Consider the following 25,962-nt stretch of genomic DNA (forward strand, 5'->3'; position numbering starts at 1 on the left):
GCAAAAAAACCGGCCTAGATTAATCTAATCCGGGGTGATGTCCTACAGACATTACTGCACGTTAGTCCATAAATGCTTGATCTGAGCCAAGCGGATGCGTACCTTTGCCCGCTTTTCTTGCACAACCCCCCCTGGAGAGCGTCATGTCTGCTGATCTCGAGCATATCCGTCAAATCATGCGAGAGGCTGACTGCCTGTACACCGAAGCTGAAGTCGAGGCGGCAATTGCCCGCGTTGGCGCGCAAATCACGGCTGAAATGGCCGAGACCAATCCAGTGGTATTTTGTGTGATGAACGGCGGCCTGATTTTTTCCGGCAAACTGCTCACCCATCTGCAATTCCCGCTTGAAGCGTCTTATTTGCACGCGACACGCTATCGCAATGAAACCACGGGCGGTGACCTGTTCTGGAAAGCCAAGCCGGAAGTGTCATTTATCGACCGTCATGTGCTGATCATCGATGACATCCTCGATGAAGGTCATACCCTGAGCGCGATTGTTGATTTCTGCAAACACGCGGGTGCCCGTCAGGTACATACCGCGGTGTTGATCGACAAGGAACATGATCGCAAGGCGCGTCCAGACCTTAAGGCCGACTACATGGGCTTGCCGTGCGTTGACCGCTACGTGTTTGGCTATGGCATGGACTACAAAGGCTACTGGCGTAATGCTGCCGGTATCTACGCCGTCAAAGGTATGTAAAAAAGAGCGTTGAAGCTCTCTTTCAGGGAGCTTCAACCCGCTGTTCCCCCACGAGTGGGCTGACATGCTGGCTATTTTCCTTCAGACGCTCACGATTACCGCCCCGGTGTTTGCCATGCTGTTTTTAGGCGTGGTGCTCAAACGTGTGGGCTGGATCAATGACAACTTTATCCATACTGCGTCGGCACTGGTGTTTAACGTCACCATGCCGGCGTTGTTGTTTCTGGGTATTTTGCACGCCGATCTCAGGGCGGCCTTGCAGCCCAAGGTGTTGGCGTATTTTGTTGCGGCGACCTTGCTCAGCTTTGCGCTGGCGTGGGGCTGGTCGATCTGGCGCTGCCCGCGGGAAGATCGCGGCATCTACACCCAGGGCGCCTTTCGCGGCAACAACGGGGTGGTCGGCCTGGCTCTGGCGGCCAGCATGTACGGTGACTACGGGATTTCGCTGGGGGCAGTACTCGCCGGGCTGGTGATTTTGCTCTACAACACCCTGTCGACCATTGTGCTGGCGGTATACAGCCCGGTGATCAAGTCAGACCCGTGGAGTATTTGCAAAAGCGTGGTCAAAAACCCGCTGATCATCAGCGTTCTGGCCGCAGTACCGTTCGCAGTGTTCAAAGTGGCTTTGCCCGGCTGGTTGCAGGCATCGGGTGAATATCTGGCCGCGATGACCCTGCCGCTGGCGCTGATTTGCATAGGCGGCACGCTGTCGTTGGCGAGCTTGCGCAAAAGCGGCGATATGGCGCTGAGCGCCAGCCTGGTGAAAATGGTCAGCATGCCGCTGCTCGCAACCCTGGGCGCCTGGCTCTGCGGCTTCCGTGGGCCGGAACTGGGGATTTTGTTTCTGTACTTCGCCAGTCCGACTGCGGCTGCGAGTTATGTCATGGCGCGGGCAGCCAATGGCAATCACGAACTGGCGGCCGCGATTATCGTGATCACCACCTTGATGGCCGCGCTCACGACCAATATCGGGATTTTTGTGTTGCAGTGGGGCGGCTGGATCTAGTGCTGTCGCCGCCAGGCGCGCAGGGTGCTGAACAGCAAAAATACCAGCAGCGCCGGCAGCACAAAAAACACCATCAAGTGCTCTAGTTTGCCCGCCAGGGGCATCCCGGTGGTGAACGACACCACATGCAGCCCATAGGCCAGATACAGGCCCAGAAACAGCAGTCCTTCAGCCCGGGTGACGCGGTAGCCGGTGTAGAACACGGGCAGGCACAGCGCCGCGACCCCCAGCATCACCGGCAGGTCGAACGCCAGGGCGTTGGGCGATACCGACAAGGGCGCAGGCGCCACCAGGGCGGTCAGGCCGAGTACTCCCAGCAGGTTGAAGACGTTGCTGCCAATCACGTTGCCGACGGCGATCTCGCGCTGGCCGCGAAAGGCGGCGATCAGCGAGGTGGCGAGTTCTGGCAGCGAGGTGCTGACGGCAATGATGGTCAGCCCGATGATCCGCTCCGACAGGCCCAGCTCGGTGGCGACAGTGACTGCGGCGCCGAGCAGCAAATGCCCGGCAACCCCTAGCAGAAGCAAGGCTGCAAGCATCAGCAGGATGTTATGCAGCCAGGAGGTACGGGGCAGGTCGTGGTTGCTGTGATGATGGCCGCTGTGGCGCGACTGACGTAGCAGCAGAGCCAGATAGACCAGCAGGCCGCCCAGCAGGATGACGCCGTCCAGGCGGTCGAGCTGCTTGTTCAGGGCCAGTGCAAACACCAGCGCGCTGGCCACAATCATCAACGGAATGTCCAGGCGCACCAATTGGCGCGACACCCGCAGGGGGATAATCAGCGCCGAAAGCCCCAGGGTGACCAGTACGTTGAAAATATTGCTGCCGATCACACTGCCCACGGCAATGTCCGTGGAATCATTGAGGGCGGCTTGCAGGCTGACGGTCAATTGCGGTGCGCTGCTGCCCAGTGCCACGACAGTCAGGCCGATCAAGAGCGGACGCACCTTAAGGTTGGCGGCCATACGCACAGCGCAACGCACCAGCAATTCGGCCCCGGCGATCAGCAGTACAAGGCCGCAGAACAGTTGCAGCAAGTTCCACGGTGACAGCGCGCTCAAACCCAAAATGGCGACAACTCCCTCAGTTAATCACTCAAGCCCTGAACACGGACTTTGGCGGTGCCGCTGCGCAGCATGCCCAGTTGTGCAGCCGCCTGGCGGGAAAGATCGATCAGGCGGCCACGGGTGTGCGGTCCGCGATCATTGATGCGCACCACGACGGATTTGTTGTTGCTCAGGTTGGTCACCAGCACGCGCGTGCCGAAGGGTAGCTGACGATGGGCGGCGGTGAGGCCGTGCTGGTCGAAAGGCTCGCCACTGGCGGTACGTTTGCCGTGGTGGCGGGCGCCGTAATAAGAGGCCGTGCCGGTTTGGTCATAGCCGCGGGGGTCTATGTCATGGCTGGCGCAGCCGGCGAGCAAGCTGAGCAGGGCGCAGGCGCCGAGTAGCCGCTTCATGGGGGGATCCTTTTGTGCGATTTGGAAAAACTCGTAGTCGCTGACGAGGCACGAGGCTGCGATAAGGCCCTAAGGGTCTTCAGAGAACCGGGGCTGCTTCGCAGCCCATCGCAGCCTCGTACCTCGTCAGCGACTACAGGTCGTTCGCAAACGTTGCTTTAGCCTTCAAGCTTGCTTTTGAGCAGTTCGTTAACCTGTTGCGGGTTGGCTTTGCCTTTGGACGCTTTCATCGCCTGGCCGACAAAGAAACCGAACATTTTGCCGCGCTTGGCTTCGTCTGCCGCACGGTATTGCTCGACCTGGTCGGCGTTGGCCGCCAGCATTTCATCCAGCACCTTTTCAATGGCACCGCTGTCGGTTACTTGCTTGAGGCCACGTTTTTCAATGACTTCGTCCGCAGTACCTTCGCCATTGGCCATCGCTTCAAGCACTACCTTGGCGATTTTTCCGGAGATGGTGTTGTCCTTGATGCGCTGCAGCATGCCGCCCAATTGCTCGGCGCTGACTGGCGACTGGTCAATGTCCAGGCCTTGCTTGTTGAGCAGGCTGCCCAGCTCAACCATCACCCAGTTGGCCGCCAGCTTGGCGTCGCCACTGATGCTCACGACTTTTTCGAAGTAGTCCGCTTGTTCGCGGCTCGAAGCCAATACGCTGGCGTCGTAGGCCGACAGGCCGAACTGCGACTGGAAGCGCTCGCGCTTTTGCGGTGGCAGTTCTGGCAGGGTGGCGCGAACCTGTTCGATAAATGCATCTTCGATCACCACCGGCAGCAGGTCAGGGTCGGGGAAGTAACGGTAGTCGTTGGCTTCCTCCTTGCTGCGCATGGCGCGGGTTTCGTCTTTGTTCGGGTCGTACAGGCGAGTCTGTTGAATGACCTTGCCACCGTCTTCGATCAGCTCGATCTGACGCTGTACTTCGCTGTTGATCGCCTTCTCGATAAAACGGAACGAGTTGACGTTCTTGATCTCGCAGCGAGTCCCGAACTCGGCCTGGCCGACCGGGCGAATCGAGACGTTGCAGTCGCAACGCAGCGAGCCTTCAGCCATGTTGCCGTCGCAGATGCCCAGGTAGCGTACCAGGGCGTGCATCGCCTTGACGTAGGCCACGGCTTCTTTGGCGCTGCGCATGTCTGGCTCGGAAACGATCTCCAGCAGCGGGGTGCCGGCACGGTTCAGGTCGATGCCGGTGGCGCCGCTGAAGTCTTCGTGCAGGCTTTTGCCCGCATCTTCCTCAAGGTGCGCGCGGGTAATACCGACACGTTTGACGGTGCCGTCTTCAAGGGTGATGTCCAGGTGGCCCTTGCCAACAATCGGCAGTTCCATCTGGCTGATCTGGTAGCCCTTGGGCAGGTCGGGGTAGAAGTAGTTCTTGCGGGCAAACACGTTGTGCTGACCGATTTCAGCGTCAACGGCCACGCCGAACATGACGGCCATGCGCACGGCTTCCTGGTTCAGCACCGGCAGTACGCCGGGCATGCCCAGGTCTACCAGGCTGGCCTGGGTGTTCGGTTCGGCACCAAAGGTGGTGGCGCTACCGGAGAAAATCTTCGATTGGGTGGCGAGCTGGGAGTGAATTTCCAGCCCGATCACAACTTCCCATTGCATGTGTTTCTCCTCAGAAGCCGGCAGGTGAGCGCGTATGCCAGTCAGTGTGCAACTGATACTGGTGAGCGACGTTGAGCAAGCGACCTTCCTGGAAGTAAGGCGCAAGCAGCTGCACGCCTACTGGCAGACCATCGACAAAACCGGCTGGCATCGACAGGCCCGGCAGGCCCGCAAGGTTGGCGGTAATGGTGTAGACGTCTTCCAGATAGGCCGAAACCGGGTCGCTGTTTTTAGCGCCGATTTTCCAGGCCGGGTTAGGCGTGGTTGGGCCGAGGATGATGTCGACTTCGTTGAACGCAGTCATGAAGTCGTTTTTGATCAGGCGACGGATTTTTTGCGCTTGCAGGTAGTAAGCGTCGTAGTAACCGGCTGACAGGGCGTAGGCACCGACCAGAATCCGGCGCTGTACTTCCGGGCCAAAGCCTTCGGCGCGCGAACGCTTGTACAGGTCGGTAAGGTCTTTCGGGTTTTCACAGCGATGGCCGAAGCGCACGCCGTCAAAACGCGACAGGTTGGACGAAGCCTCTGCGGGGGCGATCACGTAGTACGCAGGAATCGCGTGCTGCATGTTCGGCAGGCTGATGGGCTTGATCACGGCGCCGAGCTTTTCCAGCTCCTTGACGCTGTTGTGGATTAGCTCGGCAATGCGCGGGTCGAGGCCTTCGCTGAAGAACTCCGCAGGTACGCCGATGCGCAGGCCTTGCAGCGAGCCGTTGAGATTGGCGCTGAAGTCCGGCACTGGCTCGTCAATGCTGGTGGAGTCTTGCGGGTCGAAACCGGCCATGCCTTGCAGCAGGATGGCGCAATCTTCGGCCGTGCGAGCCAAAGGGCCAGCCTGGTCGAGGCTGGAGGCGTAAGCGATCATGCCCCAGCGCGAAACGCGACCGTACGTCGGTTTCAGGCCTGTGAGGTTGGTCAGGGCTGCCGGCTGTCGGATAGATCCGCCAGTGTCGGTGCCGGTCGCCGCAGGCAACAGACGGGCGGCAACTGCCGCTGCCGAACCGCCCGACGAACCGCCGGGTACGTGCTCAAGATTCCACGGGTTTTTCACTGCGCCGTAGTAGCTCGATTCGTTGGCCGAGCCCATGGCGAACTCGTCCATGTTGGTCTTGCCCAGGCTCACGGCGCCGGCTGCGGCCAGCTTGGCAACCACGGTGGCGTCGTAAGGTGCCTTGAAGTTGTCGAGCATCTTCGAGGCGCAGCTGGTGCGCACGCCCAAGGTGCAGAACAGGTCCTTGTGAGCGATTGGCGCACCCAGCAGGGCCCCGGTTTCACCGTTGGCGCGACGTGCGTCAGCAGCCCTGGCCTGCTCTAGAGCAAGGTCTTCGGTGAGGGTGATGAAGCTGTTGAGCTGAGGATCGAGCTGGGCGATACGCGCCAGCAGGGTCTTGGTCAGCTCTTCAGAAGAAAACTTTTTATCGGCGAGTCCGCGGGCGATCTCGGCCAGAGTCAATTGATGCATGCAGGCTCTTTCCCTTTACTCGATGACTTTAGGAACCAGATAGAGGCCGTTTTCGACCGCTGGTGCGATGGACTGGTAAGCCTCGCGATGATTGCTTTCAGTCACGACGTCTGCACGCAGGCGCTGGCTGGCTTCCAGTGGGTGGGCCAGAGGCTCGATACCGGTAGTGTCGACGGCCTGCATCTGATCAATCAGCCCCAAAATGCTGTTAAGGGCTTCGGTGGTGCGTGGAATATCGGCATCATTGAGGCCAAGACGGGCCAAATGTGCGATTTTTTCCACGTCGGAGCGGTCTAGCGCCATGGGATTCTCCAGTGGAAAACAGGACGGATGCTATCCGTGTGTTAGATTGTCGGAACACTACCGCATTTCTACGGTCATATGGCCGCGATTATGGGAGTTGGTGCTCAGAAAAGCGCCCAATTTAACATATTGGCGCCTTGCCCAAAATCCCTGTCGTTGTTAGAGTTTGCCGCACTTTTTTACCCACGCGTTGCCTAGGGTCCCTTTCCCATGTTCAAGAAACTGCGTGGCATGTTTTCCAGCGATCTTTCCATCGACCTGGGCACTGCCAACACCCTTATTTACGTGCGTGAGCGCGGTATTGTCCTGAATGAACCATCGGTTGTGGCCATTCGGACACACGGTAACCAGAAAAGTGTCGTTGCCGTCGGCACCGAGGCCAAGCGCATGCTTGGCCGTACACCGGGCAACATTGCTGCCATTCGTCCGATGAAGGACGGCGTTATTGCCGATTTCAGCGTTTGCGAAAAAATGCTGCAGTACTTCATCAACAAGGTGCATGAAAACAGCTTCCTGCAGCCAAGCCCGCGAGTCCTGATTTGCGTGCCTTGCAAGTCGACTCAGGTTGAGCGTCGCGCCATTCGTGAATCGGCACTCGGTGCCGGTGCCCGTGAAGTGTTCCTGATCGAAGAACCAATGGCTGCGGCCATCGGTGCCGGCCTGCCGGTTGAAGAAGCTCGCGGCTCGATGGTTGTCGATATCGGTGGTGGTACCACTGAAATCGCGCTGATCTCCCTGAACGGTGTGGTTTACGCCGAATCCGTACGGGTAGGTGGCGACCGTTTCGACGAAGCGATCATCACTTATGTGCGCCGTAACTACGGCAGCCTGATCGGTGAATCGACGGCCGAGCGTATCAAGACCGAAATCGGTACGGCTTTCCCGGGTGGTGAAGTACGTGAAGTCGACGTGCGCGGCCGTAACCTGGCAGAGGGTGTACCACGTGCCTTCACCCTGAACTCCAATGAAGTGCTTGAAGCTCTGCAAGAGTCGCTGGCAACCATCGTTCAGGCCGTGAAAAGCGCTCTGGAACAGTCTCCGCCAGAGCTGGCTTCGGACATCGCCGAGCGTGGCCTGGTACTGACCGGTGGTGGCGCCTTGCTGCGTGACCTCGACAAGTTGCTGGCCCAGGAAACCGGTCTGCCGGTGATCGTTGCCGAAGACCCGCTGACCTGCGTTGCGCGTGGCGGTGGCCGTGCGCTGGAAATGATGGATAAACACACGATGGACCTGCTCTCCAGCGAATAAGATCGCCTGGTGCAGTCCTTTGGTTATCATCAGAAGGTAGCACTTTGCAGTGCTGCCTTTTGGCGTTTATCTTCTGTCAATCTTCATCCAGGCCGCTTGAAGCCGTATGAATAAGTTGAACACTTGCCCCGGAGGAGCGGCTTATTAAACCGCTCTTTTCCAAAGGCCCCTCATTGGGCGTGCGCTTTCTGGTGCTGGTCGTGCTATCGGTCGCGCTGATGGTAGTGGACGCTCGCTTCACGTTGCTCAAGCCTGTGCGCAGCCAGATGTCGCTGGTGCTGATGCAGTCCTACTGGATCACCGATTTGCCGCAGCGTTTGTGGCAGGGCGTGGCCAGTCAGTTCGGCAGCCGCACGGAGCTGGTGGCTGAAAACGAGAAACTCAAAACCGAAAACCTCCTGCTTCAGGGCCGCATGCAAAAGCTGGCTGCCTTGACCGAGCAGAACGTTCGCTTGCGCGAGTTGCTCAACTCTTCGGCACTGGTTAACGAAAAGGTCGAAGTAGCCGAGTTGATCGGCATGGATCCCAACCCCTTTACCCATCGCATCATCATCAACAAGGGTGAGCGCGACGGCGTTGTGCTGGGTCAGCCGGTGCTCGACGCGCGCGGGCTGATGGGCCAGGTGGTTGAGCTGATGCCCTACACCTCGCGTGTCTTGTTGCTGACCGATACCACCCACAGCATTCCGGTGCAGGTCAACCGTAACGGGTTGCGGGCGATTGCCAGCGGCACGGGTAACCCCGAGAGCCTGGAGCTGCGTCATGTTGCCGACACCGCGGATATCAAAGTAGGCGACCTGTTGGTCAGTTCGGGCCTGGGGCAGCGTTTCCCGGCCGGTTATCCGGTGGCAACGGTCAAGGAAGTGATTCACGACTCCGGCCAGCCTTTTGCAATTGTGCGTGCTGTGCCGACGGCAGCCTTGAATCGCAGCCGCTACCTGTTGCTGGTATTCAGCGACAGCCGCACGCCTGAAGAGCGGGCCAACGACGCGGCCAAGGCTCAGCAGGCCGAGCAAAACGGTGAGCCGCCGCCGATCATTCCGGCGACGGTGCCCAAGCCGGCACCAGTAGCTATCCCGGCTGCGGTGACCCCGGTTCCGGCACCTGCGGTTGCCGACCCTAAAACCGTGAAGAAATCTGCGCCCGTTGCAACCCCTGCCGCCAAGCCGCCAGCCGCTGTGCCGGCCACTACTCGGGAGAGGCAATAAATGGCGAGTACCCGTTCGCGTAACGGCTGGATCATCTGGCTGACGTTTGCCATCGGCCTGTTGCTCAGCATTTCACCCATGCCGCAGTTCATGGAGATCCTGCGCCCGCTCTGGCTGGCCTTGCTGCTGGCCTTCTGGGCCTTGTACATGCCGCATAAAGTGGGCATGGTCACCGCGTTTTGCCTGGGGTTGGCCGAAGATGTGCTGTACGGCACCTTGCTGGGTCAAAATGCCCTGACGCTGACCCTGATTACCTTCCTGGTACTGTCACTGCAACAGCGCCTGAGGGTGTTTCCGATGTGGCAGCAATGCCTGGTGCTACTGGTTATTTTCGGCCTGGCCCAGCTTGCCCAGTTGTGGCTCAGTGCCTTGACCGGCAACCGCCAGCCAACCCTGGCGCTGGTGTTGCCAGGGGTGATCAGTGCACTGTTGTGGCCCTGGGTCAGCTACGGGCTTCGCGGGTTGTGCCGACGCTTCAAAATCAATTAACTGGATACGAGCCATTTCCTGGTTTGTGCACCTCGACAGGGAGATGTCTTGATGACTTCGCTTTATCTGGCCTCTGGCTCACCGCGCCGGCGCGAGTTGCTGACTCAAATCGGCGTGCCGTTCACGGCGGTCAGTGCGGCCATCGACGAAACTCCCCTGCAAAATGAATCCCCTGTGGCCTATGTCGAGCGCCTGGCGCGCGAAAAGGCCCAGGCCGGCCGCCAGCAACTGGTCAAATCAATACCCGACAGTGCCTTTTGCGTGCTGGGAGCCGATACGGCTGTGGTGCTTGATGAGCGCATTCTGGGCAAACCGGTCGACGAGGCTGATGCCTTGGCTATGCTCATGGCGCTGTCTGGCCGAGAGCACGAAGTGTTGACCGCCATCGCGATTATCGACGCTGGACGCTGCGAAACCCGCGTGGTGAGCAGCCAGGTGCGCTTTAGAAACATCAGCAAACAAGAAGCCAGCCTGTATTGGGCCAGCGGTGAACCCCGGGATAAAGCCGGTGGCTACGCCATTCAGGGGTTGGCAGCGGTGTTTGTAGCGGGGCTCAATGGCAGTTATTCCGCCGTTGTAGGCTTGCCCGTGTGCGAAACCGCAGAACTGCTCGGGCATTTCGGCATACCCTGTTGGCAAAACCTTACCGTGCGCTGAATACGGCACCTACGAGACGTGGCACTACTGTGATGACGCCTGAACGAGACCCAGCCATGAGTGAAGAGATCCTGATCAACATCACGCCGATGGAATCGCGCGTGGCGGTGGTAGAGAACGGTGTTCTGCAAGAGGTGCATGTCGAGCGTACCCAGCGCCGGGGCATTGTCGGCAATATTTACAAAGGTAAAATTGTCAGGGTTTTGCCCGGCATGCAGGCTGCCTTTGTCGATATCGGCCTGGATCGCGCGGCTTTTATTCATGCCTCCGAGATTTCCCTGCGTGAAGGCCAGGCGGTTGAAAGCATCGGTACGCTGGTGCATGAAGGCCAGAGCCTGGTGGTGCAAGTCACCAAAGACCCGATTGGTTCCAAAGGCGCACGCCTGACCACGCAACTGTCGATTCCTTCGCGTTACCTGGTGTACATGCCACGCACTGCCCATGTCGGCATCTCCCTGAAGATCGAAGACGAAGCCGAGCGTGAACGCCTCAAGCAGGTGGTCAGCGATTGCGTGGCCCAGGAAGGCATCAAGGAAGCCGGTGGTTTTATCCTGCGCACGGCGGCCGAAGGTGCTGGCGCGGATGAGATCCTCATGGACATTCGCTACCTGCGGCGCTTGTGGGACCAGATCGGTGCCCAGATCAAGACCGTTGGTGCGCCGACGGTTATCTACGAAGACTTGGGCCTGGCGCTGCGCACATTGCGGGATCTGGTCAGCCCCAAGATCGAGAAAATTCGCATCGATTCGCGCGAAACCTTCCAGAGAACCACGCAGTTTGTGGCTGAACTGATGCCGGAAATCGCCGACCGCCTTGAGCACTACCCGGGCGAACGGCCGATTTTCGATTTGTATGGCGTTGAAGACGAAATCCAGAAAGCCCTGGACCGCAAGGTACCGCTCAAGTCCGGCGGTTATCTGGTGGTCGATCCGGCTGAAGCCATGACCACCATCGACGTCAACACCGGCGCGTTTGTGGGGCATCGCAACCTTGAAGAAACCATCTTCAAGACCAACCTCGAAGCCGCTACCGCCATTGCCCGGCAACTGCGCCTGCGCAACCTGGGCGGGATCATCATCATCGACTTCATCGACATGGAAGATGAAGAGCACCAGCGCCAGGTGATACGCACTCTGGAAAAACAGCTGGAGCGCGATCACGCCAAGACCAACATCATCGGCATCACTGAGCTGGGCCTGGTGCAAATGACCCGCAAGCGTACCCGCGAGAGTCTGGAGCAGGTCTTGTGCGAGCCGTGCGTGTGCTGCCAGGGCCGGGGCAAGCTGAAAACCCCGGAAACCATCTGCTACGAAATTTTTCGTGAAATTCTCCGTGAGGCCCGGGCCTATCAAGCCACCGGCTATCGTGTACTGGCCAACCAGAAAGTGGTGGATCGCTTGCTGGATGAAGAGTCGGGGAACGTCGCGGAACTGGAAGGCTTTATCGGGCGCACGATTCGTTTTCAGGTTGAAACCATGTATTCCCAGGAACAATACGACGTGGTGCTGCTCTGAAGTCTCAGGCGTCGTATGGCGTTAAAAAGGGGCTGACTCCGGCCCCTTCGATCATTACTGAAGGGGCCACCTGACATGGAGCGTCTGACACGCTTTTTTGCCGCGCTGACCCGTTGGGGGTTGGGCGCGTGCGCTCTGGTTTTGGTGCTGACGGCGTTGTATGTCAGCATTGGCCGTGAATTGACCCCGTTGATTGCCGAATACCGCATCGAGGTTCAAAACAAAGCTCGGGACGCCTTGGGCATGCCATTGACCATTGGCAGCCTCGAAGGAAGCTGGAGCGGCATGGCACCGGTATTGAAGGCCCACGATGTGATGGTCGGCGAGGGCAACAGCGCCCTGCGCCTGGACGAAGTGCAGGTGGTACCCGATGTGTGGGCCAGCCTGTTGAATCGTGATGTGCGCATTGCCGGTGTGCAGCTCAATGGCCTGCAACTGAGCCTTCGCCAGGACGAGAGCGGCCACTGGAGCCTTGAAGGGCTGCCGGTGCAGGACGACCAGCCGCTCGACCCTGAGCAGTTGCTCACCCAGTTGCAACACGTGGCGCGATTGTCGGTGCTCGACAGCCAGGTGACCCTTGAACCCTATAAACAAGCCCCGTTGACCCTGACCTATGTTGGGCTGACGCTGGACGTTGGTGCCTCTGATCAGCGCCTTGATGCACGCCTTACCCTGCCTGATGGCCAGCCTGTCGCGCTGAGTGTCTCGACCCAGGTCCAGGCCAGCCGGTGGCGTGATGGTGCGGCCCAGGCCTATGTGAGTCTGCCGCAAAGTGACTGGGCCAAGTGGCTGCCGGCTACGCTGATTGCGCCGTGGAAGGTGTCCGAGCTCAAGGCCGGTGGCGAGTTCTGGTTTAACTGGAGCCGGGGCTCGGTGCAGAGCGCGGTCGCGCGCCTGAATGCCCCCAAATTCACCGGTGCCTACGCCGGGCGCAAAGCTGAATCCATCGACAACCTGGCCTTGCACGCCTGGGCCGAACGCGGCAAGCAGGGTTTCAATGTGGTGCTCGACTCATTGGCCATGAACCTGGGCAAGACGCGCTGGGAAACCCGCATGCAATTGCAGCAGTTTGCGGCCACCGATAAAGAGCAGGCGCGCTGGCACCTGCAGGCAGACCGTCTGGACCTGACGCCGATCACGCCGTTGATGGACTCGCTGGCACCTGTTCCTGAAGCTGTGGCCAAGGTCATCGACCAACTGAGCGTTACTGGCACATTGCGCAATGTGTTGGCGGACTATCGACCGTCAGCCACAGACGATCAGAAAATCAGCTTCGCAGCCAACCTGGAGCAGGTCGGCTTCAACGCCACTCACGGTGCACCGGCGGCCCGCAACGTCAGTGGCCTGATCAGCGGCGATCTGGGCAAGGGCGAACTGCGTCTCGACAGCAAGGATTTCATGCTGCACCTGGCCCCGATCTTCGCCAAGCCCTGGCAATACCTGCAAGCCAATGCGCTGCTGACCTGGACCCTGAACAAGGACAGCTTCACCCTGATTGCGCCCTACATCAAAGTGTTGGGCGAAGAGGGCAAAATCGCAGCCGACTTCTTGATCCGCATTCACCTCGACCATTCCCAGGAAGACTACATGGACCTGCGGGTTGGTCTTACGGATGGCGACGGCCGTTTCACCCCCAAGTACCTGCCTGAAGTCCTGAGCCCGGCCCTCACCGAGTGGCTGAGCACGGCGATTATCAAGGGGGCGGTCGACGAGGGCTTTTTCCAGTATCAAGGCTCGCTAAGCCATGATGCCGTTGCTGCGGCGCGCAATATCAGCCTGTTTTTCAAGGTGCATGGCGCGGAGCTGGCGTTCCAGCCTGGCTGGCCCCATGTGCGTAACGTCTCGGGCGATGTGTTTATTGAAGACAGTGGCGTACGGATCATGGCCAGCAAAGGCCAGTTGCTCGACACCCAGGTGCGCAACGTGGCCGTCAGCATCCCGCATGTGCCTGCCGGCAAGGTCAGCCATTTGTTTCTGGACGGGGATTTCGATGGCGGGCTGGGCGACGGCCTGAAAATTCTGCAAGAGGCGCCGATTGGCACCGCCGACACCTTCGCCGGCTGGCAGGGTGAAGGTTCGCTCAAGGGCCGTGTCGATCTGGATATCCCGCTGGAAAAAAGCGTGGAGCCGAAAATCCTTGTGGATTTCAGTACCGACAAGGCCCGTCTGAAACTCAGCGAACCCGAGCTTGAACTGACCCAGCTCAAGGGCGACTTCCGTTTTGACAGCGCCAAGGGCCTGAGCGGCAAAGGCATCAGCGCGCGGGCGTTCGATCGCCCGATCAAGGCGCAGATTTTCGCCGACGGCAAGCCCGGTCGCATCAGTACCCGGGTAGTGGCCAGCGGCCAGGTAGGCGTTAAAAAGCTCACGGACTGGCTCAAGTTCAATCAGCCGATCCCGGTGAGCGGCGATTTGCCATATCAATTGCAACTCACCCTGGACGGGGCCGACAGCCAGTTGCGGGTTAGCTCCAGCCTCAAAGGCGCTGTGGTTGATCTGCCTGCGCCCTTTGGCCTGGCGGCCAATGAAAGCCGCAACAGCGTGTTCCGCATGACCCTGCAAGGTGCCGAGCGGCGTTACTGGTTTGACTACGGTGACCTGGCCAACCTGACCTTTGCCGCCCCCAACGGCAAGTTTGAAGAGGGGCGCGGTGAGCTGTTTCTGGGCGATGGCAATCCCGTATTACCTACGAGTAAAGGTTTGCGCATTCGCGGTGTACTGTCGGAACTCGACGTTGCCCCCTGGCAGGCGCTGGTGGAACGTTATGCGGGCAATGACCCGGGTGGCAGTGCCAAGCAACTGCTCAGCAGTGCGGACTTTAAAGTCGGCAAGTTGATTGCCTTCGGTACCCAGCTGGATCAGGTGCGTCTGGTCATGAAGCGCGTTGCCGCTTCCTGGGCGCTGCAAATCGACAGCAAGCAGGCTACCGGGGCCGTAACCCTGCCGGATGCGAAGAACGCGCCGATTGTGGTCAATATGCAGACCATTCGCCTGCCTGCGCCCGACCCCAAGGCAGTGGCGGACGACAATGCTCCGGACCCGCTGGCGGCAGTAGATCCACGCAAGATTCCGGCGCTGGACATCATTATTCGTCAGCTTTACCAGGGCTCTGACCTGCTCGGCGCCTGGTCGCTCAACATTCGCCCCAACAGCCGCGGCATCAGCCTCACCAGCCTCAACCTGGGGCTCAAGGGCATGCTGCTGGAAGGCTCGGGCGGCTGGGAAGGCGTGGCGGGTAACAGCAAGAGCTGGTACCAGGGGCGCCTGGGTGGCGGCAACCTGGCCACGGTGCTGAAAAACTGGGGCTTCGCCCCCAGCGTCACCAGCGACAACTTTCATGTGGACATTGATGGCAACTGGCCCGGTTCGCCAGCGTGGATCGGCCTCAAGCGTTTCTCCGGCACACTGGACGCCTCGCTCAACAAGGGGCAGTTTGTGGAAGTCGACGGCAGCGCCCAGGTGCTGCGCATTTTTGGCCTGCTTAACTTCAACGCCATTGGCCGTCGCCTGCGCCTGGACTTCTCCGATCTGTTCGGCAAAGGCCTGAGCTATGACCGGGTCAAGGGTGTGCTAAACGCCAGCAGTGGTGTGTACAGCACCGGCAAGCCGATTCTGATGACCGGGCCGTCCACTAATCTGGAGCTTAATGGCACCTTGAATATGGTCACCGATCGGGTCAACGCCAAGTTGCTGGTGACCTTGCCAGTGACCAACAACCTGCCGCTGGCCGCCTTGCTGGTGGGCGGGCCGGCGGCGGGTGGCGCGATGTTCTTGCTCAACAAGCTGATCGGTGATCAGGTGTCGCGCTTCGCCAGCGTGCAATACAGCATTCAAGGCCCGTGGAACGATCCGAAGATCACCTTCGACAAGCCTTTTGAGAAAAACTAGGAGCGCCCCATGACCCTGGCAGTGATTCAAATGGTCAGCCAGAGCGATGTTCTGGCCAACCTGACCCAGGCCCGCCGCCTGCTGCAAGAGGCTGCAGAGGGTGGTGCGAAACTGGCCGTTCTGCCCGAGAACTTTGCCGCCATGGGCCGCCGCGACATTGCCGATATCGGGCGTGCCGAGGCCTTGGGCGAAGGTCCGATCCTGCCCTGGTTGAAACAGGCCGCTCGCGACCTCAACTTATGGATAGTTGCCGGCACTTTACCTCTGCCGCCAGAGGGTCAGCCTCAAGCCAAGGTCAATGCCTGTTCGCTGCTGATCAATGCCGAGGGTGAATGCGCTGCCCGATACGACAAACTGCACTTGTTCGACGTGGATGTGTCCGACAACCGTGGCCGCTACCGTGAGTCAGATGACTATGCTCATGGGGAGCGTGTGGTAGTGGCGGATACCCCGGTCGGCAAGCTGGGCTTGAGCGTATGTTATGACCTGCGCTTCCCGGAGCTGTACAGTGAGCTACGCGCCGCTGGCGCTGAACTGATTACCGCGCCTTCGGCATTCACGGCAGTCACCGGGGCTGCGCATTGGGACATTCTGATCCGCGCTCGCGCCATCGAGACCCAGTGCTACATCCTTGCGGCGGCTCAGGGCGGCATACACCCCGGCCCGCGGGAAACCTGGGGGCATGCAGCCATTATCGATCCCTGGGGGCGGGTACTGGCCGAACAGGCGCAGGGCGAGGGTGTGTTGCTGGCCCGCCGCGATGCGGTGGAGCAAGCGGACATCAGGGCGCGCATGCCGGTGGTGAGCCATCGGCGGTTCAACGCCCAGCTAATTTAAGTGGGAGCGGGCTTGCTCGCGATGCAGACGACGCGGTGTCACCGTTGCACCGCATTGATGCCATCGCGAGCAAGCCCGCTCCCACACAACGGATTTTTCAGGCCCGTGGGTTCAGCACTCAAAGATGCTGAAGCAGGGGCCAAGACGGAGTGAATATGAGCGAGTTGTTGACCTCAGTCAGCGAACACCTGTTGGCACCGGGCGGTGTCACCATCGAAAGCCTGCAAAGCGTACTGGGCGACCTGGCCGGGCCGGGCATCGACGCCGCAGACCTGTATTTTCAAGGGCAGATTTCCGAGTCCTGGGCACTGGAAGACGGCATCGTCAAAGAAGGCAGCTTTAACCTCGACCAGGGCGTAGGTGTTCGCGCCCAGTCTGGCGAGAAGACCGGTTTTGCCTACAGCAATGCCATTACCCTGGAAGCATTGGGCCAGGCTGCCCGCGCGGCCCGCTCGATCTCCCGCGCCGGGCAGAACGGTACGGTGCAGGCGTTCACCACTCAGGACGTGGCTCAGCTGTATGGCCCGGACAACCCGCTGGAAGTCATCAGCCGCGCTGAAAAAGTCGAACTGCTCAAGCGTATCGATGCAGCAACCCGCGCCCTCGATCCGCGTATCCAGCAAGTTACCGTGAGCATGGCCGGGGTCTGGGAACGCATTCTGGTGGCCTCCACTGACGGTGGTCTGGCTGCTGATATTCGCCCGCTGGTGCGTTTCAATGTCAGCGTCATCGTTGAGCAAAATGGCCGTCGCGAGCGCGGCGGCCATGGCGGTGGCGGGCGTACCGACTACCGTTATTTCCTCACCGATGATCGTGCCATGGGGTATGCCCGTGAAGCGTTGCGCCAGGCACTGGTCAACCTCGAAGCCGTACCGGCTCCGGCGGGCACCATGCCGGTGGTGCTGGGCTCGGGCTGGTCCGGGGTGCTGTTGCATGAAGCTGTGGGTCACGGTCTGGAAGGGGACTTCAACCGCAAGGGCAGTTCAGCCTACAGCGGGCGCATGGGTGAGATGGTCGCCTCCAAACTGTGCACCATCGTCGATGATGGCACCCTGGCCGGCCGCCGTGGCTCGCTGAGCGTGGATGACGAAGGTACCCCTACCGAGTGCACCACCCTGATTGAAAACGGCGTGCTCAAGGGCTATATGCAGGACAAGCTCAATGCCCGCCTGATGGGCGTGGCCCGCACCGGCAACGGTCGTCGCGAATCTTATGCGCACTTGCCGATGCCGCGTATGACCAACACCTACATGCTGGGTGGCGAGAGCGATCCGGCCGAGATCATTGCTTCGGTGAAAAAGGGCATCTACTGCGCCAACCTGGGCGGTGGTCAGGTCGATATCACCAGCGGCAAGTTTGTGTTCTCCACCAGCGAAGCCTATTTGATTGAAGACGGCAAAATCACTCGCCCAGTCAAAGGCGCGACCCTGATTGGCAACGGGCCGGAAGCAATGAGCAAGGTCTCGATGGTCGGCAACGACCTGTCGCTGGACAGCGGCGTGGGAACGTGTGGCAAGGACGGGCAGTCGGTGCCGGTAGGTGTCGGCCAGCCAACCCTGAAGATTGACGCGATCACCGTGGGTGGTACGGGCGGTTGAGGGGAGGTCCCGTGAAGGTTGCCAGGCAACCTTCACGGGTACGAGGCTTAACGCAGACCGCGTTGAGTCTCGTCCAACCCACGGATGTACTTGAACAATTTGCGGCTTGAAGCCGGTGCCTTGTTATGAGCCAGCTCGTGTTTGGCCTGACGTATCACCGAACGCATTTGCTGGCGGTCGGCTTCAGGGAACTCGGCAACAAACTTTTCCAGTACAGCGTCATCACCCTCGATCAGGCGATCACGCCAGCGCTCGAGGTTGTGAAAACGTTCGTTGTACTGGCGAGAAGAGGCATCGACTTGATCGATCAAAGCAAGAATTTCGTCAAGCGGTTGATCGCGCATCAGTTTGCCGATGAACATCATATGGCGCTTGCGCGCAATATTGGCCGTGTGTTTTGGAGCATCTGCCAAAGCCTTACGCATAGCGTCAGTCAGGGGCATTTTGTTCAGCAAGTCAGGCTTGAGTGTCGTGAGACGCTCGCCCAGATCAACCAGAGCGTGAAGCTCGCGTTTGACCTGCGATTTGCTTTTTTCGCCGTCGAAGGCGTCGTCGTAAGAATCAACCATGGTGGCAGTCCGCAAAGAAACGCCGCCATGATAACCAGTCGGGGGCCGCTTGTCCGGCCCGGTCGCTCGGCGGCCCTGCCGAAAACAGAATTTGAGTGGAGAAAACCATGAGTGCAGTTCAAAGCGTCGGCCCGCAGGCCTTGCCGGCACTGCAGGAACAGGTCGAGCAAATCATTGCAGAAGCCAAGCGCCAGGGCGCCAGCGCCTGTGAAGTCGCCGTGTCGCTGGAGCAGGGTTTGTCGACCTCGGTACGTCAGCGCGAAGTTGAAACCGTAGAGTTCAACCGTGACCAGGGTTTTGGCATCACCCTCTATGTAGGCCAGCGCAAAGGCTCGGCCAGCACCTCGGCCACCGGCCCGGATGCCATCCGCGAAACCGTCGCCGCCGCCCTGGCGATTGCCAAACACACCTCGGAAGACGAAAGCTCGGGTTTGGCCGATGCCAGCCTGATGGCCCGTGATCTGCAAGACTTTGATGTGTTCCACACCTGGGACATCACCCCCGAGCAGGCCATTGAAAAGGCCCTGGCCTGTGAAGCTGCAGCCTTTGATGCAGACAGCCGGATCAAAAATGCCGATGGCACCACCCTCAGCACCCATCAGGGCTGCCGTGTATACGGCAACAGCAATGGCTTTATCGGTGGCTCGGCTTCCACCCGGCACAGCCTCAGCTGCGTAATGATCGCCGAAGGCGACGGCCAGATGCAGCGTGACTACTGGTATGACGTCAATTGCCAGGGCGAGTTGTTGATGGACGCCGTGAGCATTGGCCAGCGCGCCGCCGAGCGTGCTGCCCGCCGCCTTGGCTCGCGTCCGGTACCCACTTGCGAAGTGCCGGTGCTGTTCTCGGCCGAACTGGCTGGCGGCCTGTTCGGCAGTTTCCTGGGGGCAATCTCGGGTGGCAATCTGTACCGCAAGTCGTCGTTCCTGCTGGATGCAATGGGGCAGCAAATTTTCCCTGAATGGTTGACCCTGGATGAGCGCCCGCACCTGATGCGCGCCATGGGTAGCTCATCGTTCGACAATGACGGCCTGGCCACCTTCGCCAAGCCGTTTATCAAGGACGGCGAGCTGGTGTCCTACATCCTCAGCACCTACTCCGGGCGCAAGCTGGGCATGCCGAGCACGGCCAACGCCGGCGGCGTGCATAACCTGTTCGTGACCCATGGCGACGAAGATCAGGCAGCGTTGATCCGGCGCATGGGTCGTGGTTTGTTCGTCACGGAGCTGATGGGCAGCGGCCTGAACATGGTCACCGGCGACTACTCCCGTGGCGCGGCGGGTTTCTGGGTCGAGAATGGCGAAATCCAGTTTCCGGTTCAGGAAGTGACCATTGCCGGCAATATGCGCGACATGTTCAAACAGATTGTGGCCGTGGGCAACGATCTGGAATTGCGCAGCAACATCCGCACCGGCTCGGTGTTGATCGAACGCATGATGGTAGCGGGTAGCTAAACGCTGCTCTGTTCCATGCCAAGGCGTATCACTGAATCGGTGATACGCCTTTTTTGTGTTTGTGCATCCCATCCTTTAGCAGGCTTGTTTTGATAATCAATATCGCTTAATAATGAATCTCATTATCGAGTGAGCCTGGGTCATGAGTTCTGCGTTGCGTGAAGGGCCGTATCTAGAAAGCTGGCGCTGGATGAGCCGCCAGATCCGTTGCGCGCTGGCACCGAACGAGCCGCGCCTGATCGAGCATTACCTGGCCGAAGGCCGCTATCTTGCGGGCTGTACGCCCACTTCCCCGTGGATGATTGCCTCTACCACCTTGCGCCTGCTGCTCGACACCGCAACAGACACCGCGCTGCCGTGGCACTGGCGCACCCTGTGTCTGGACAACGCGTGGCGCCCGCTGCGCGATCTCGAAACCCAAGCCCTATGTAACTGCCGACTCAAGCGCTGGCAAAGCTTTGCCTGGCAGTTGGCTACCTGCGAGCTCGAACCTTCAATTTCTTTAACAGAACTGGTGCAAGGATTTCCCGATGAGTAACACTCGTATCGAACGCGACAGCATGGGCGAGTTGCGTGTTCCTGAGGCGGCACTGTACGGCGCGCAAACCCAGCGTGCGGTCGACAACTTCCCGATCAGCCATCAGCGCATGCCCGCGCAATTCATTCGCGCCCTGATCCTGGCCAAGGCCGCAGCGGCCCAGGCCAACGTCGAGCTCAAGCAGATCAGCGCTGCCCAGGGCGAGGCCATTGTCGAGGCCACCCAGATCCTGCTGACCGGTGATTTCATGGAGCACTTTCCGGTGGATATTTTCCAGACCGGTTCGGGCACCAGTTCCAACATGAATGCCAATGAAGTGATTGCGACCCTGGCCACGCGGCTACTGGGCGAGCCGGTCAACCCTAACGATCACGTCAACTGCGGGCAAAGCAGCAACGACATTATCCCGACCACGATTCATGTCAGCGCTGCACTGGGCCTGCACGAGCAGTTGCTGCCGGCGCTGACCCATCTGGTGCAGGTCATCGAACGCAAGGCGATCGAGGTTCACGCCTATGTCAAAACCGGTCGTACCCACTTGATGGATGCGATGCCGGTACGCATGAGCCAGGTGCTCAATGGCTGGGCGCAGCAGCTCAAGGCCAACATCGAGCATCTGCACAACCTTCAGCCTGCGCTGCAATCCTTGGCCCAGGGCGGTACCGCGGTGGGGACCGGGATTAACGCCCATCCGCAATTCGCGGGCCTGTTCAGCCAGCAACTCAGCGAGCTGACCGGGGTGGCCTTCACGCCTGGCAAAGACCTGTTTGCCCTGATTGGTTCGCAGGACACCGCAGTGGCTGTATCTGGTCAGTTGAAGGCCACGGCAGTGTCACTGATGAAAATCGCCAACGACCTGCGCTGGATGAACTCAGGCCCCCTGGCCGGTCTGGGCGAAATCGAACTTGAGGCGTTGCAGCCGGGCTCGTCGATCATGCCGGGCAAGGTCAACCCGGTGATCCCGGAAGCCACGGCGATGGTCGCGGCCCAGGTGATCGGCAATGACGCGGCAATCACCGTGGCAGGCCAGTCCGGCAACTTTGAACTGAACGTGATGCTGCCGGTGATTGCACACAACCTGTTGAGCAGCATCGAACTAATGGCCAACTCAAGCCGCCTGCTGGCCGACAAGGCCATCGCCAGTTTCAAGGTCAACGAAGCCAAGCTCAAGGAGGCGCTGTCGCGCAACCCGATCCTGGTCACGGCGTTGAACCCGATCATCGGCTATCAAAAAGCCGCCGAAATTGCCAAGACCGCTTACCAGCAAGGGCGCCCGGTAATTGATGTAGCCCTCGAATACACGGACTTGCCACGCAGCCAGCTTGAGGTCCTGCTCGACCCCGAGAAGCTCACCGCCGGCGGCGTTTAACCCCTCGACACTGCTTTGGAGGTTCACATGGAGCACTGGAAACGCACGATCGAAAGAGCCAACCGCTGTTTCGCAGAAGGCGAGCTGGTCGATGCCCGAGAGCACTACTTGCAGGCGCTAGCGCTGGCTCAAGTGCTGTTCGAGCGCTGGAGTGATGCCGACGAAGCAGTGGCGGCCTGTGTCATTTCGCACCACAACCTGGCGGATCTGCACTTGCGGCTCAATCAGCCGGAAGAGAGCGTGGAGTACCTCTGCGCGATTCATCAGCGGTTGTTGCAAACCGTGCAGAACGCTCGCCTGTCGACAGCGCTGCGCGAAGCGGCGTTGCGTCAGAGCAGCAAAACCTATGTAGAGCTTTTGAACTTTATCAGTGAGCACGGCGAATACCCGCGCTCCAATCTGTTGCTCAAAAACAACGTGGCTCAAAGCAGCCATGAGTTCTCGACAGTTAGCGGCCATCACCTAGGAGCACATTGATATGACTTACACCTTGCCTGCCTTGCCTTATGCCTATGACGCGCTTGAGCCGCATATCGATGCGCAAACCATGGAGATTCACTACACCAAGCATCACCAGACCTACATCAACAATCTCAACGCGGCGGTGGAAGGTACGGAATGGGCGCAATGGCCGGTAGAAAAACTGGTGGCCAGTGTTCATCAGTTGCCTGAAAAGCTGCGAGCGGCGGTGATTAACCAGGGCGGCGGGCACGCCAACCACTCGTTGTTCTGGGAGGTCATGAGCCCTAAAGGCGGGGGCAAGCCCGAAGGTGCGCTGGCCAAGGCGATCGATGAGCAGTTGGGTGGGCTGGAGGCGTTCAAGGAGAACTTCACCAAAGCGGCCCTGACGCGCTTTGGCAGTGGCTGGGCGTGGTTGAGCGTTACACCACAAAAAACCCTGGTGATCGAAAGCAGCGGCAACCAGGACAGCCCGTTGATGAATGGCAATACGCCGATTCTGGGGCTGGACGTGTGGGAACACGCCTATTACCTGCGCTACCAAAACCGCCGCCCGGAGTACATCAATGCGTTTTACAACGTGATCAACTGGCCCGAAGTAGCGCGACGCTATCAAGCGGCGATTGGCTAAGCCCACCGAGAAGGATTCAGGCGGATTATGGGCACGCAAATTTTAGCGGTCGGTGGTGTTCGAATGTTTCGCTATGCCTTCGGAACGCTTTTGTTGTTGGCGGGCACGGCCTTGCTGGTTGCCAAGGGGCTGGTCTGGCTGGATCTGGAGCCCAGGCTGCTGCGGGCGCTGCAGGGCGGTGCGCTTTGTGCGCTGGGCACCGCGCTAGGTGCAGTGCCGGTACTGGTCATTCGAAAAATGCCGGTGGCGGTCAGCGATACCTTGTTGGGCTTTGGTGCCGGGGTGATGCTGGCGGCTACGGCCTTTTCGCTGATCGTGCCGGGCATTGCGGCAGCGCAAAGCCTGGGTTTGTCGCCCTGGTCCGCTAGCGGGCTGATCAGCGTGGGTATCCTGCTGGGCGCATTCTGCCTGTTTCTGGTGGATCGCAAGGTCTCGGGGGTCGGGCCGGAGGTTTTTGCCGCCCGCCCCGGCGAGCCGGCTATTGCGCCGCGCATCTGGTTGTTTGTGATTGCGATTGTGGCGCACAACATTCCTGAAGGCATGGCGGTCGGGGTGTCGGCGGGTGGCGGTATGCCGGATGCCGATAGCCTGGCGATGGGTATTGCGTTGCAGGACGTGCCGGAAGGTCTGGTGATTGCCTTGGTGCTGGCAGGGGCGGGGATGTCGCGGGTCAGGGCGTTCCTGATCGGAGCCGCATCAGGTCTGGTTGAGCCGGTCTTTGCGGTGCTCTGCGCATGGCTGGTCAATCTGGCGCAGGTGCTATTGCCGCTGGGTCTGGCATTGGCTGCCGGGGCGATGCTGCTGGTAGTTACCCAGGAGGTGATTCCCGAGTCGCGGCGCAATGGCCACGAGAAGCTGGCGAGCCTGGGGCTATGTGTCGGCTTTTGCCTGATGATGGTAATGGATACGGCGCTGGGTTGAACCGATCTCTGCAGACTGCTGTGGGAGCTTTCCTGCTCGTGAACGACCTTCGCGAGCAGGCTCGCTCCCACAGCAGCAGCTTTCCTGCCGCTGCGTCGAAAAGGCTTTAGGTTTATTCGCCTTCATCGAAGTAGTTGTTGATCAGCGCGACCAGTGCGTCCAGTGCTTCCTGTTCCTTCTCACCCTCGGTTTTGAGGTGGATGGTGGTGCCTTTGCCGGCAGCCAGCATCATCATGGCCATGATGCTCTTGCCGTCGACCATAGATTCAGGGGTGCGACCTGCCCTGATCTGACATGGAAACTGCCCCGCAATACCGACGAACTTTGCCGATGCCCGGGCGTGCAAGCCCAGTTTGTTGATGATTTCAATTTCCAGTGCAGGCATCGCGGGGTAGATCCTTCAAGTAAGGTCGCGGTGGCGAACCTGGACGTTCTTCAGAGTTTCTTGCAGGCATTTGCCCAGGCGTTCGGTCAGGTACACCGAGCGGTGATGGCCGCCCGTGCAACCAATACCAATCGTCACATAAGCGCGATTGCTGGCAGCAAAGCGCGGCAGCCATTTGAGCAGGTAGCTGGAGATGTCCTGGTACATTTCTTCGACATCAGGTTGTGCCGCCAGGTAATCGGCTACCGGCTGGTCCAGCCCCGACTGCTCGCGCAATTCAGGCTTCCAGTACGGATTGGGCAGGCAGCGTACGTCAAAGACCAGGTCGGCATCCACCGGCATCCCGCGCTTGAAGCCAAACGATTCCACCAAAAAGGCGGTACCGGGCTCAGGCTTGTTCAACAGGCGCAGCTTGATGGTGTCACGCAGCTGATACAGGTTCAGATTGGTGGTGTTGATGGTCAGGTCAGCGAGGTCGGCAATGGGGCCCAAAAGCTGGGTTTCATCGCGAATGGCCTCGGCAAGCGAACGGCTCGCACTGCTGAGCGGGTGACGCCTGCGGGTTTCCGAGAATCGCTTGAGCAAGGTCTCTTCGTCGGCATCCAGGTACAGCACGTCGCACTGGATATGCCGGTTACGCACCTCTTCAAGCAACTGCGGGAAGCGTGACAGGTGGCTTGGCAGGTTGCGCGCATCGATCGATACGGCCACCAGCGGTTGCGCCAGTTCAGTGTGAATCAACGCCCGCTCGGCCAGTTCCGGCAGCAAGCCGGCTGGCAGGTTGTCGATGCAATAGAAACCGTTGTCTTCAAGGACGGCGAGGGCAGTACTTTTACCGGAGCCGGAGCGTCCGCTGACTATGACTAAGCGCATGATTAATGACCGTTCTGTACGTCCAGAACAACCTGGTACAACGCTTCGTTATTAGGTGCACTGCGCAGTCTTTCGCGCACGTCTTTACGATCGAGCATGCTGGCAATCTGCCGGAGCAGTTCCAGGTGTGCATCGGTTGCCGCTTCTGGCACCAGCAAAACGAAAAGCAGGTCGACCGGCGCGCCATCGATGGCGTCGAAATCTATGGGGGCATCGAGGTGCAGCAAGGCGCTCACAGGCGACTCGCAACCCTTGAGGCGGCAATGGGGTATGGCGATGCCGTTGCCAAAACCGGTTGAACCCAGTTTTTCACGGGCAATAAGGCTCTCAAAAACATCCTGCATTTCGAGACCAGGCACTTCGCGGCTGATCAGGTTGGCAATGTGTTCGAGTGCGCGCTTTTTACTGCCGCCCGGCGCGTTCACCAAGGAACGGCCGGGGGTCAGGATACTTTCAAGTCGGATCATGGGTAGGGAGTATTAACGACCGGTTGCGCCCTGGAGCAGGCTTTGGGTCTTTTCCTTATGCTTTTTCAGTTGGCGATCAAGCTTGTCAGTGAGCAGATCAATGGCGGCATACATATCGTCATGCTCGGCGTTGGCAACGACTTCTCCTCCATGGATGTGCAAGGTGGCCTCGATTTTCTGTTTAAGTTTTTCGACCGCCATCGTTACCTGTACGTTGGTAATCTTGTCGAAGTGACGCTCCAGTCGGTCGAGTTTTTCGCCGATGTATGCGCGTAGCGGTTCGGTGACTTCCAGTTGGTGTCCACTGATGTTGACTTGCATA

The 25,962-nt window shown here is 59.6% G+C and carries 26 protein-coding genes; 16 read left to right on the forward strand and 10 right to left on the reverse strand.

Features of this window, described 5'->3' with window-relative positions; genetic code table 11:
- The first annotated feature begins 143 nt into the window (after positions 1–143).
- On the forward strand, positions 144–701 hold the full coding sequence (locus tag CJU81_RS05470) for a hypoxanthine-guanine phosphoribosyltransferase (RefSeq protein ID WP_088378128.1): 558 nt from the start codon (positions 144–146) through the stop codon (positions 699–701).
- Positions 702–765: 64 nt separating this feature from the next.
- On the forward strand, positions 766–1,707 hold the full coding sequence (locus CJU81_RS05475; RefSeq protein WP_095035820.1) for an AEC family transporter: 942 nt from the start codon (positions 766–768) through the stop codon (positions 1,705–1,707).
- Here the strand turns inward: CJU81_RS05475 and CJU81_RS05480 are convergent.
- From CJU81_RS05480 to gatC, 5 genes are all read right to left on the reverse strand, one after another.
- Positions 1,704–2,744 (reverse strand): calcium/sodium antiporter, encoded by a 1,041-nt coding sequence (locus tag CJU81_RS05480; protein ID WP_095035928.1) that lies wholly within the window; start codon positions 2,742–2,744, stop codon positions 1,704–1,706. The genes CJU81_RS05475 and CJU81_RS05480 overlap by 4 nt on opposite strands.
- A gap of 50 nt (positions 2,745–2,794) precedes the next feature.
- Positions 2,795–3,166: a septal ring lytic transglycosylase RlpA family protein gene (locus CJU81_RS05485; protein ID WP_095035821.1), complete on the reverse strand. Its 372-nt coding sequence runs from the start codon at positions 3,164–3,166 to the stop codon at positions 2,795–2,797.
- A gap of 158 nt (positions 3,167–3,324) precedes the next feature.
- Positions 3,325–4,770: an Asp-tRNA(Asn)/Glu-tRNA(Gln) amidotransferase subunit GatB gene (gene gatB / locus CJU81_RS05490; protein ID WP_095035822.1), complete on the reverse strand. Its 1,446-nt coding sequence runs from the start codon at positions 4,768–4,770 to the stop codon at positions 3,325–3,327.
- 10 nt (positions 4,771–4,780) lie between these two features.
- Complete coding sequence (gene gatA, locus CJU81_RS05495; protein WP_095035823.1) at positions 4,781–6,232, reverse strand: Asp-tRNA(Asn)/Glu-tRNA(Gln) amidotransferase subunit GatA; 1,452 nt, start codon at positions 6,230–6,232, stop codon at positions 4,781–4,783.
- 15 nt (positions 6,233–6,247) lie between these two features.
- Positions 6,248–6,535, reverse strand: coding sequence for an Asp-tRNA(Asn)/Glu-tRNA(Gln) amidotransferase subunit GatC (gatC, locus tag CJU81_RS05500; protein WP_016781778.1), 288 nt, complete (start codon positions 6,533–6,535; stop codon positions 6,248–6,250).
- A 210-nt stretch (positions 6,536–6,745) separates the two neighbouring features.
- On the opposite strand from gatC, the gene mreB reads away from it, so the two are divergent.
- The 8 genes from mreB to tldD all read left to right on the forward strand — a co-directional run bounded on the left by mreB (position 6,746) and on the right by tldD (position 17,974).
- Positions 6,746–7,783 (forward strand): rod shape-determining protein MreB, encoded by a 1,038-nt coding sequence (gene mreB, locus CJU81_RS05505; protein ID WP_003439856.1) that lies wholly within the window; start codon positions 6,746–6,748, stop codon positions 7,781–7,783.
- A 173-nt stretch (positions 7,784–7,956) separates the two neighbouring features.
- On the forward strand, positions 7,957–8,991 hold the full coding sequence (gene mreC / locus CJU81_RS05510; RefSeq protein ID WP_441007402.1) for a rod shape-determining protein MreC: 1,035 nt from the start codon (positions 7,957–7,959) through the stop codon (positions 8,989–8,991).
- On the forward strand, positions 8,992–9,480 hold the full coding sequence (gene mreD / locus CJU81_RS05515) for a rod shape-determining protein MreD (protein WP_095029018.1): 489 nt from the start codon (positions 8,992–8,994) through the stop codon (positions 9,478–9,480).
- A gap of 51 nt (positions 9,481–9,531) precedes the next feature.
- A complete protein-coding gene (locus tag CJU81_RS05520) occupies positions 9,532–10,137 on the forward strand; it encodes a Maf family protein (protein WP_095035825.1) in 606 nt (201 codons plus the stop codon).
- A 56-nt stretch (positions 10,138–10,193) separates the two neighbouring features.
- Complete coding sequence (gene rng / locus CJU81_RS05525) at positions 10,194–11,651, forward strand: ribonuclease G (RefSeq protein ID WP_095001127.1); 1,458 nt, start codon at positions 10,194–10,196, stop codon at positions 11,649–11,651.
- 75 nt (positions 11,652–11,726) lie between these two features.
- On the forward strand, positions 11,727–15,539 hold the full coding sequence (locus CJU81_RS05530) for a YhdP family protein (RefSeq protein WP_095035826.1): 3,813 nt from the start codon (positions 11,727–11,729) through the stop codon (positions 15,537–15,539).
- 9 nt (positions 15,540–15,548) lie between these two features.
- Complete coding sequence (locus tag CJU81_RS05535; protein ID WP_095035827.1) at positions 15,549–16,376, forward strand: carbon-nitrogen hydrolase family protein; 828 nt, start codon at positions 15,549–15,551, stop codon at positions 16,374–16,376.
- 155 nt (positions 16,377–16,531) lie between these two features.
- Positions 16,532–17,974, forward strand: coding sequence for a metalloprotease TldD (gene tldD, locus CJU81_RS05540; RefSeq protein WP_095029014.1), 1,443 nt, complete (start codon positions 16,532–16,534; stop codon positions 17,972–17,974).
- A gap of 47 nt (positions 17,975–18,021) precedes the next feature.
- Here the strand turns inward: tldD and yjgA are convergent, their stop codons facing one another.
- Positions 18,022–18,543 carry a ribosome biogenesis factor YjgA gene (gene yjgA, locus CJU81_RS05545; RefSeq protein ID WP_095029013.1) on the reverse strand — a complete coding sequence of 174 codons (522 nt, stop codon included), beginning with the start codon at positions 18,541–18,543 and terminating at the stop codon, positions 18,022–18,024.
- Between the two features lie 107 nt (positions 18,544–18,650).
- On the opposite strand from yjgA, the gene pmbA reads away from it, so the two are divergent.
- The 6 genes from pmbA (at position 18,651) to CJU81_RS05575 (ending at position 23,915) form a co-directional block, all read left to right on the forward strand.
- Complete coding sequence (gene pmbA, locus CJU81_RS05550; RefSeq protein ID WP_095035828.1) at positions 18,651–19,997, forward strand: metalloprotease PmbA; 1,347 nt, start codon at positions 18,651–18,653, stop codon at positions 19,995–19,997.
- A gap of 142 nt (positions 19,998–20,139) precedes the next feature.
- A complete protein-coding gene (locus tag CJU81_RS05555) occupies positions 20,140–20,535 on the forward strand; it encodes a FagA protein (protein WP_095004705.1) in 396 nt (131 codons plus the stop codon).
- The gene (locus CJU81_RS05560; RefSeq protein ID WP_095035829.1) at positions 20,528–21,904 is read left to right on the forward strand and encodes a class II fumarate hydratase; all 1,377 of its coding nucleotides are present in this window, start codon (positions 20,528–20,530) and stop codon (positions 21,902–21,904) included. The genes CJU81_RS05555 and CJU81_RS05560 overlap by 8 nt, the downstream gene beginning before the upstream one ends.
- A 27-nt stretch (positions 21,905–21,931) precedes the next feature.
- Positions 21,932–22,381, forward strand: a complete 450-nt coding sequence (locus CJU81_RS05565; protein WP_095035830.1) for a hypothetical protein — start codon at positions 21,932–21,934, stop codon at positions 22,379–22,381.
- A 1-nt stretch (position 22,382) separates the two neighbouring features.
- Positions 22,383–22,994 (forward strand): superoxide dismutase, encoded by a 612-nt coding sequence (locus tag CJU81_RS05570; protein WP_095035831.1) that lies wholly within the window; start codon positions 22,383–22,385, stop codon positions 22,992–22,994.
- Positions 22,995–23,021: 27 nt separating this feature from the next.
- Positions 23,022–23,915, forward strand: a complete 894-nt coding sequence (locus CJU81_RS05575) for a ZIP family metal transporter (RefSeq protein WP_095035832.1) — start codon at positions 23,022–23,024, stop codon at positions 23,913–23,915.
- Between the two features lie 112 nt (positions 23,916–24,027).
- Here the strand turns inward: CJU81_RS05575 and CJU81_RS05580 are convergent, their stop codons facing one another.
- Genes CJU81_RS05580 through hpf form a run of 4 tightly spaced genes read right to left on the reverse strand, consistent with a single transcriptional unit; the run spans position 24,028 to position 25,961 of the window.
- Positions 24,028–24,300: an HPr family phosphocarrier protein gene (locus CJU81_RS05580; protein WP_095029003.1), complete on the reverse strand. Its 273-nt coding sequence runs from the start codon at positions 24,298–24,300 to the stop codon at positions 24,028–24,030.
- A gap of 15 nt (positions 24,301–24,315) precedes the next feature.
- Entirely contained in the window at positions 24,316–25,173 is an 858-nt protein-coding gene (rapZ, locus tag CJU81_RS05585) for an RNase adapter RapZ (RefSeq protein ID WP_095029002.1), read from the reverse strand.
- A 2-nt stretch (positions 25,174–25,175) separates the two neighbouring features.
- Positions 25,176–25,640, reverse strand: a complete 465-nt coding sequence (ptsN, locus tag CJU81_RS05590; protein ID WP_095029001.1) for a PTS IIA-like nitrogen regulatory protein PtsN — start codon at positions 25,638–25,640, stop codon at positions 25,176–25,178.
- 12 nt (positions 25,641–25,652) lie between these two features.
- Positions 25,653–25,961, reverse strand: a complete 309-nt coding sequence (hpf, locus tag CJU81_RS05595) for a ribosome hibernation-promoting factor, HPF/YfiA family (RefSeq protein ID WP_016781796.1) — start codon at positions 25,959–25,961, stop codon at positions 25,653–25,655.
- Between the last annotated feature and the right edge of the window lies 1 nt (position 25,962).

Source organism: Pseudomonas fragi (assembly GCF_002269505.1).
Lineage (GTDB): Bacteria > Pseudomonadota > Gammaproteobacteria > Pseudomonadales > Pseudomonadaceae > Aquipseudomonas > Aquipseudomonas fragi_D.

Coding starts and splice junctions, on each gene's coding strand:
- CJU81_RS05470 (WP_088378128.1), top strand. CDS start 144: ATGTCTGCTGATCTCGAGCATATCCGTCAAATCATGCGAGAGGCTGAC.
- CJU81_RS05475 (WP_095035820.1), top strand. CDS start 766: ATGCTGGCTATTTTCCTTCAGACGCTCACGATTACCGCCCCGGTGTTT.
- CJU81_RS05485 (WP_095035821.1), bottom strand. CDS start 3,166: ATGAAGCGGCTACTCGGCGCCTGCGCCCTGCTCAGCTTGCTCGCCGGC.
- gatB (WP_095035822.1), bottom strand. CDS start 4,770: ATGCAATGGGAAGTTGTGATCGGGCTGGAAATTCACTCCCAGCTCGCC.
- gatA (WP_095035823.1), bottom strand. CDS start 6,232: ATGCATCAATTGACTCTGGCCGAGATCGCCCGCGGACTCGCCGATAAA.
- gatC (WP_016781778.1), bottom strand. CDS start 6,535: ATGGCGCTAGACCGCTCCGACGTGGAAAAAATCGCACATTTGGCCCGT.
- mreB (WP_003439856.1), top strand. CDS start 6,746: ATGTTCAAGAAACTGCGTGGCATGTTTTCCAGCGATCTTTCCATCGAC.
- mreD (WP_095029018.1), top strand. CDS start 8,992: ATGGCGAGTACCCGTTCGCGTAACGGCTGGATCATCTGGCTGACGTTT.
- CJU81_RS05520 (WP_095035825.1), top strand. CDS start 9,532: ATGACTTCGCTTTATCTGGCCTCTGGCTCACCGCGCCGGCGCGAGTTG.
- rng (WP_095001127.1), top strand. CDS start 10,194: ATGAGTGAAGAGATCCTGATCAACATCACGCCGATGGAATCGCGCGTG.
- CJU81_RS05530 (WP_095035826.1), top strand. CDS start 11,727: ATGGAGCGTCTGACACGCTTTTTTGCCGCGCTGACCCGTTGGGGGTTG.
- CJU81_RS05535 (WP_095035827.1), top strand. CDS start 15,549: ATGACCCTGGCAGTGATTCAAATGGTCAGCCAGAGCGATGTTCTGGCC.
- tldD (WP_095029014.1), top strand. CDS start 16,532: ATGAGCGAGTTGTTGACCTCAGTCAGCGAACACCTGTTGGCACCGGGC.
- yjgA (WP_095029013.1), bottom strand. CDS start 18,543: ATGGTTGATTCTTACGACGACGCCTTCGACGGCGAAAAAAGCAAATCG.
- pmbA (WP_095035828.1), top strand. CDS start 18,651: ATGAGTGCAGTTCAAAGCGTCGGCCCGCAGGCCTTGCCGGCACTGCAG.
- CJU81_RS05555 (WP_095004705.1), top strand. CDS start 20,140: ATGAGTTCTGCGTTGCGTGAAGGGCCGTATCTAGAAAGCTGGCGCTGG.
- CJU81_RS05560 (WP_095035829.1), top strand. CDS start 20,528: ATGAGTAACACTCGTATCGAACGCGACAGCATGGGCGAGTTGCGTGTT.
- CJU81_RS05565 (WP_095035830.1), top strand. CDS start 21,932: ATGGAGCACTGGAAACGCACGATCGAAAGAGCCAACCGCTGTTTCGCA.
- CJU81_RS05570 (WP_095035831.1), top strand. CDS start 22,383: ATGACTTACACCTTGCCTGCCTTGCCTTATGCCTATGACGCGCTTGAG.
- CJU81_RS05575 (WP_095035832.1), top strand. CDS start 23,022: ATGGGCACGCAAATTTTAGCGGTCGGTGGTGTTCGAATGTTTCGCTAT.
- CJU81_RS05580 (WP_095029003.1), bottom strand. CDS start 24,300: ATGCCTGCACTGGAAATTGAAATCATCAACAAACTGGGCTTGCACGCC.
- rapZ (WP_095029002.1), bottom strand. CDS start 25,173: ATGCGCTTAGTCATAGTCAGCGGACGCTCCGGCTCCGGTAAAAGTACT.
- ptsN (WP_095029001.1), bottom strand. CDS start 25,640: ATGATCCGACTTGAAAGTATCCTGACCCCCGGCCGTTCCTTGGTGAAC.
- hpf (WP_016781796.1), bottom strand. CDS start 25,961: ATGCAAGTCAACATCAGTGGACACCAACTGGAAGTCACCGAACCGCTA.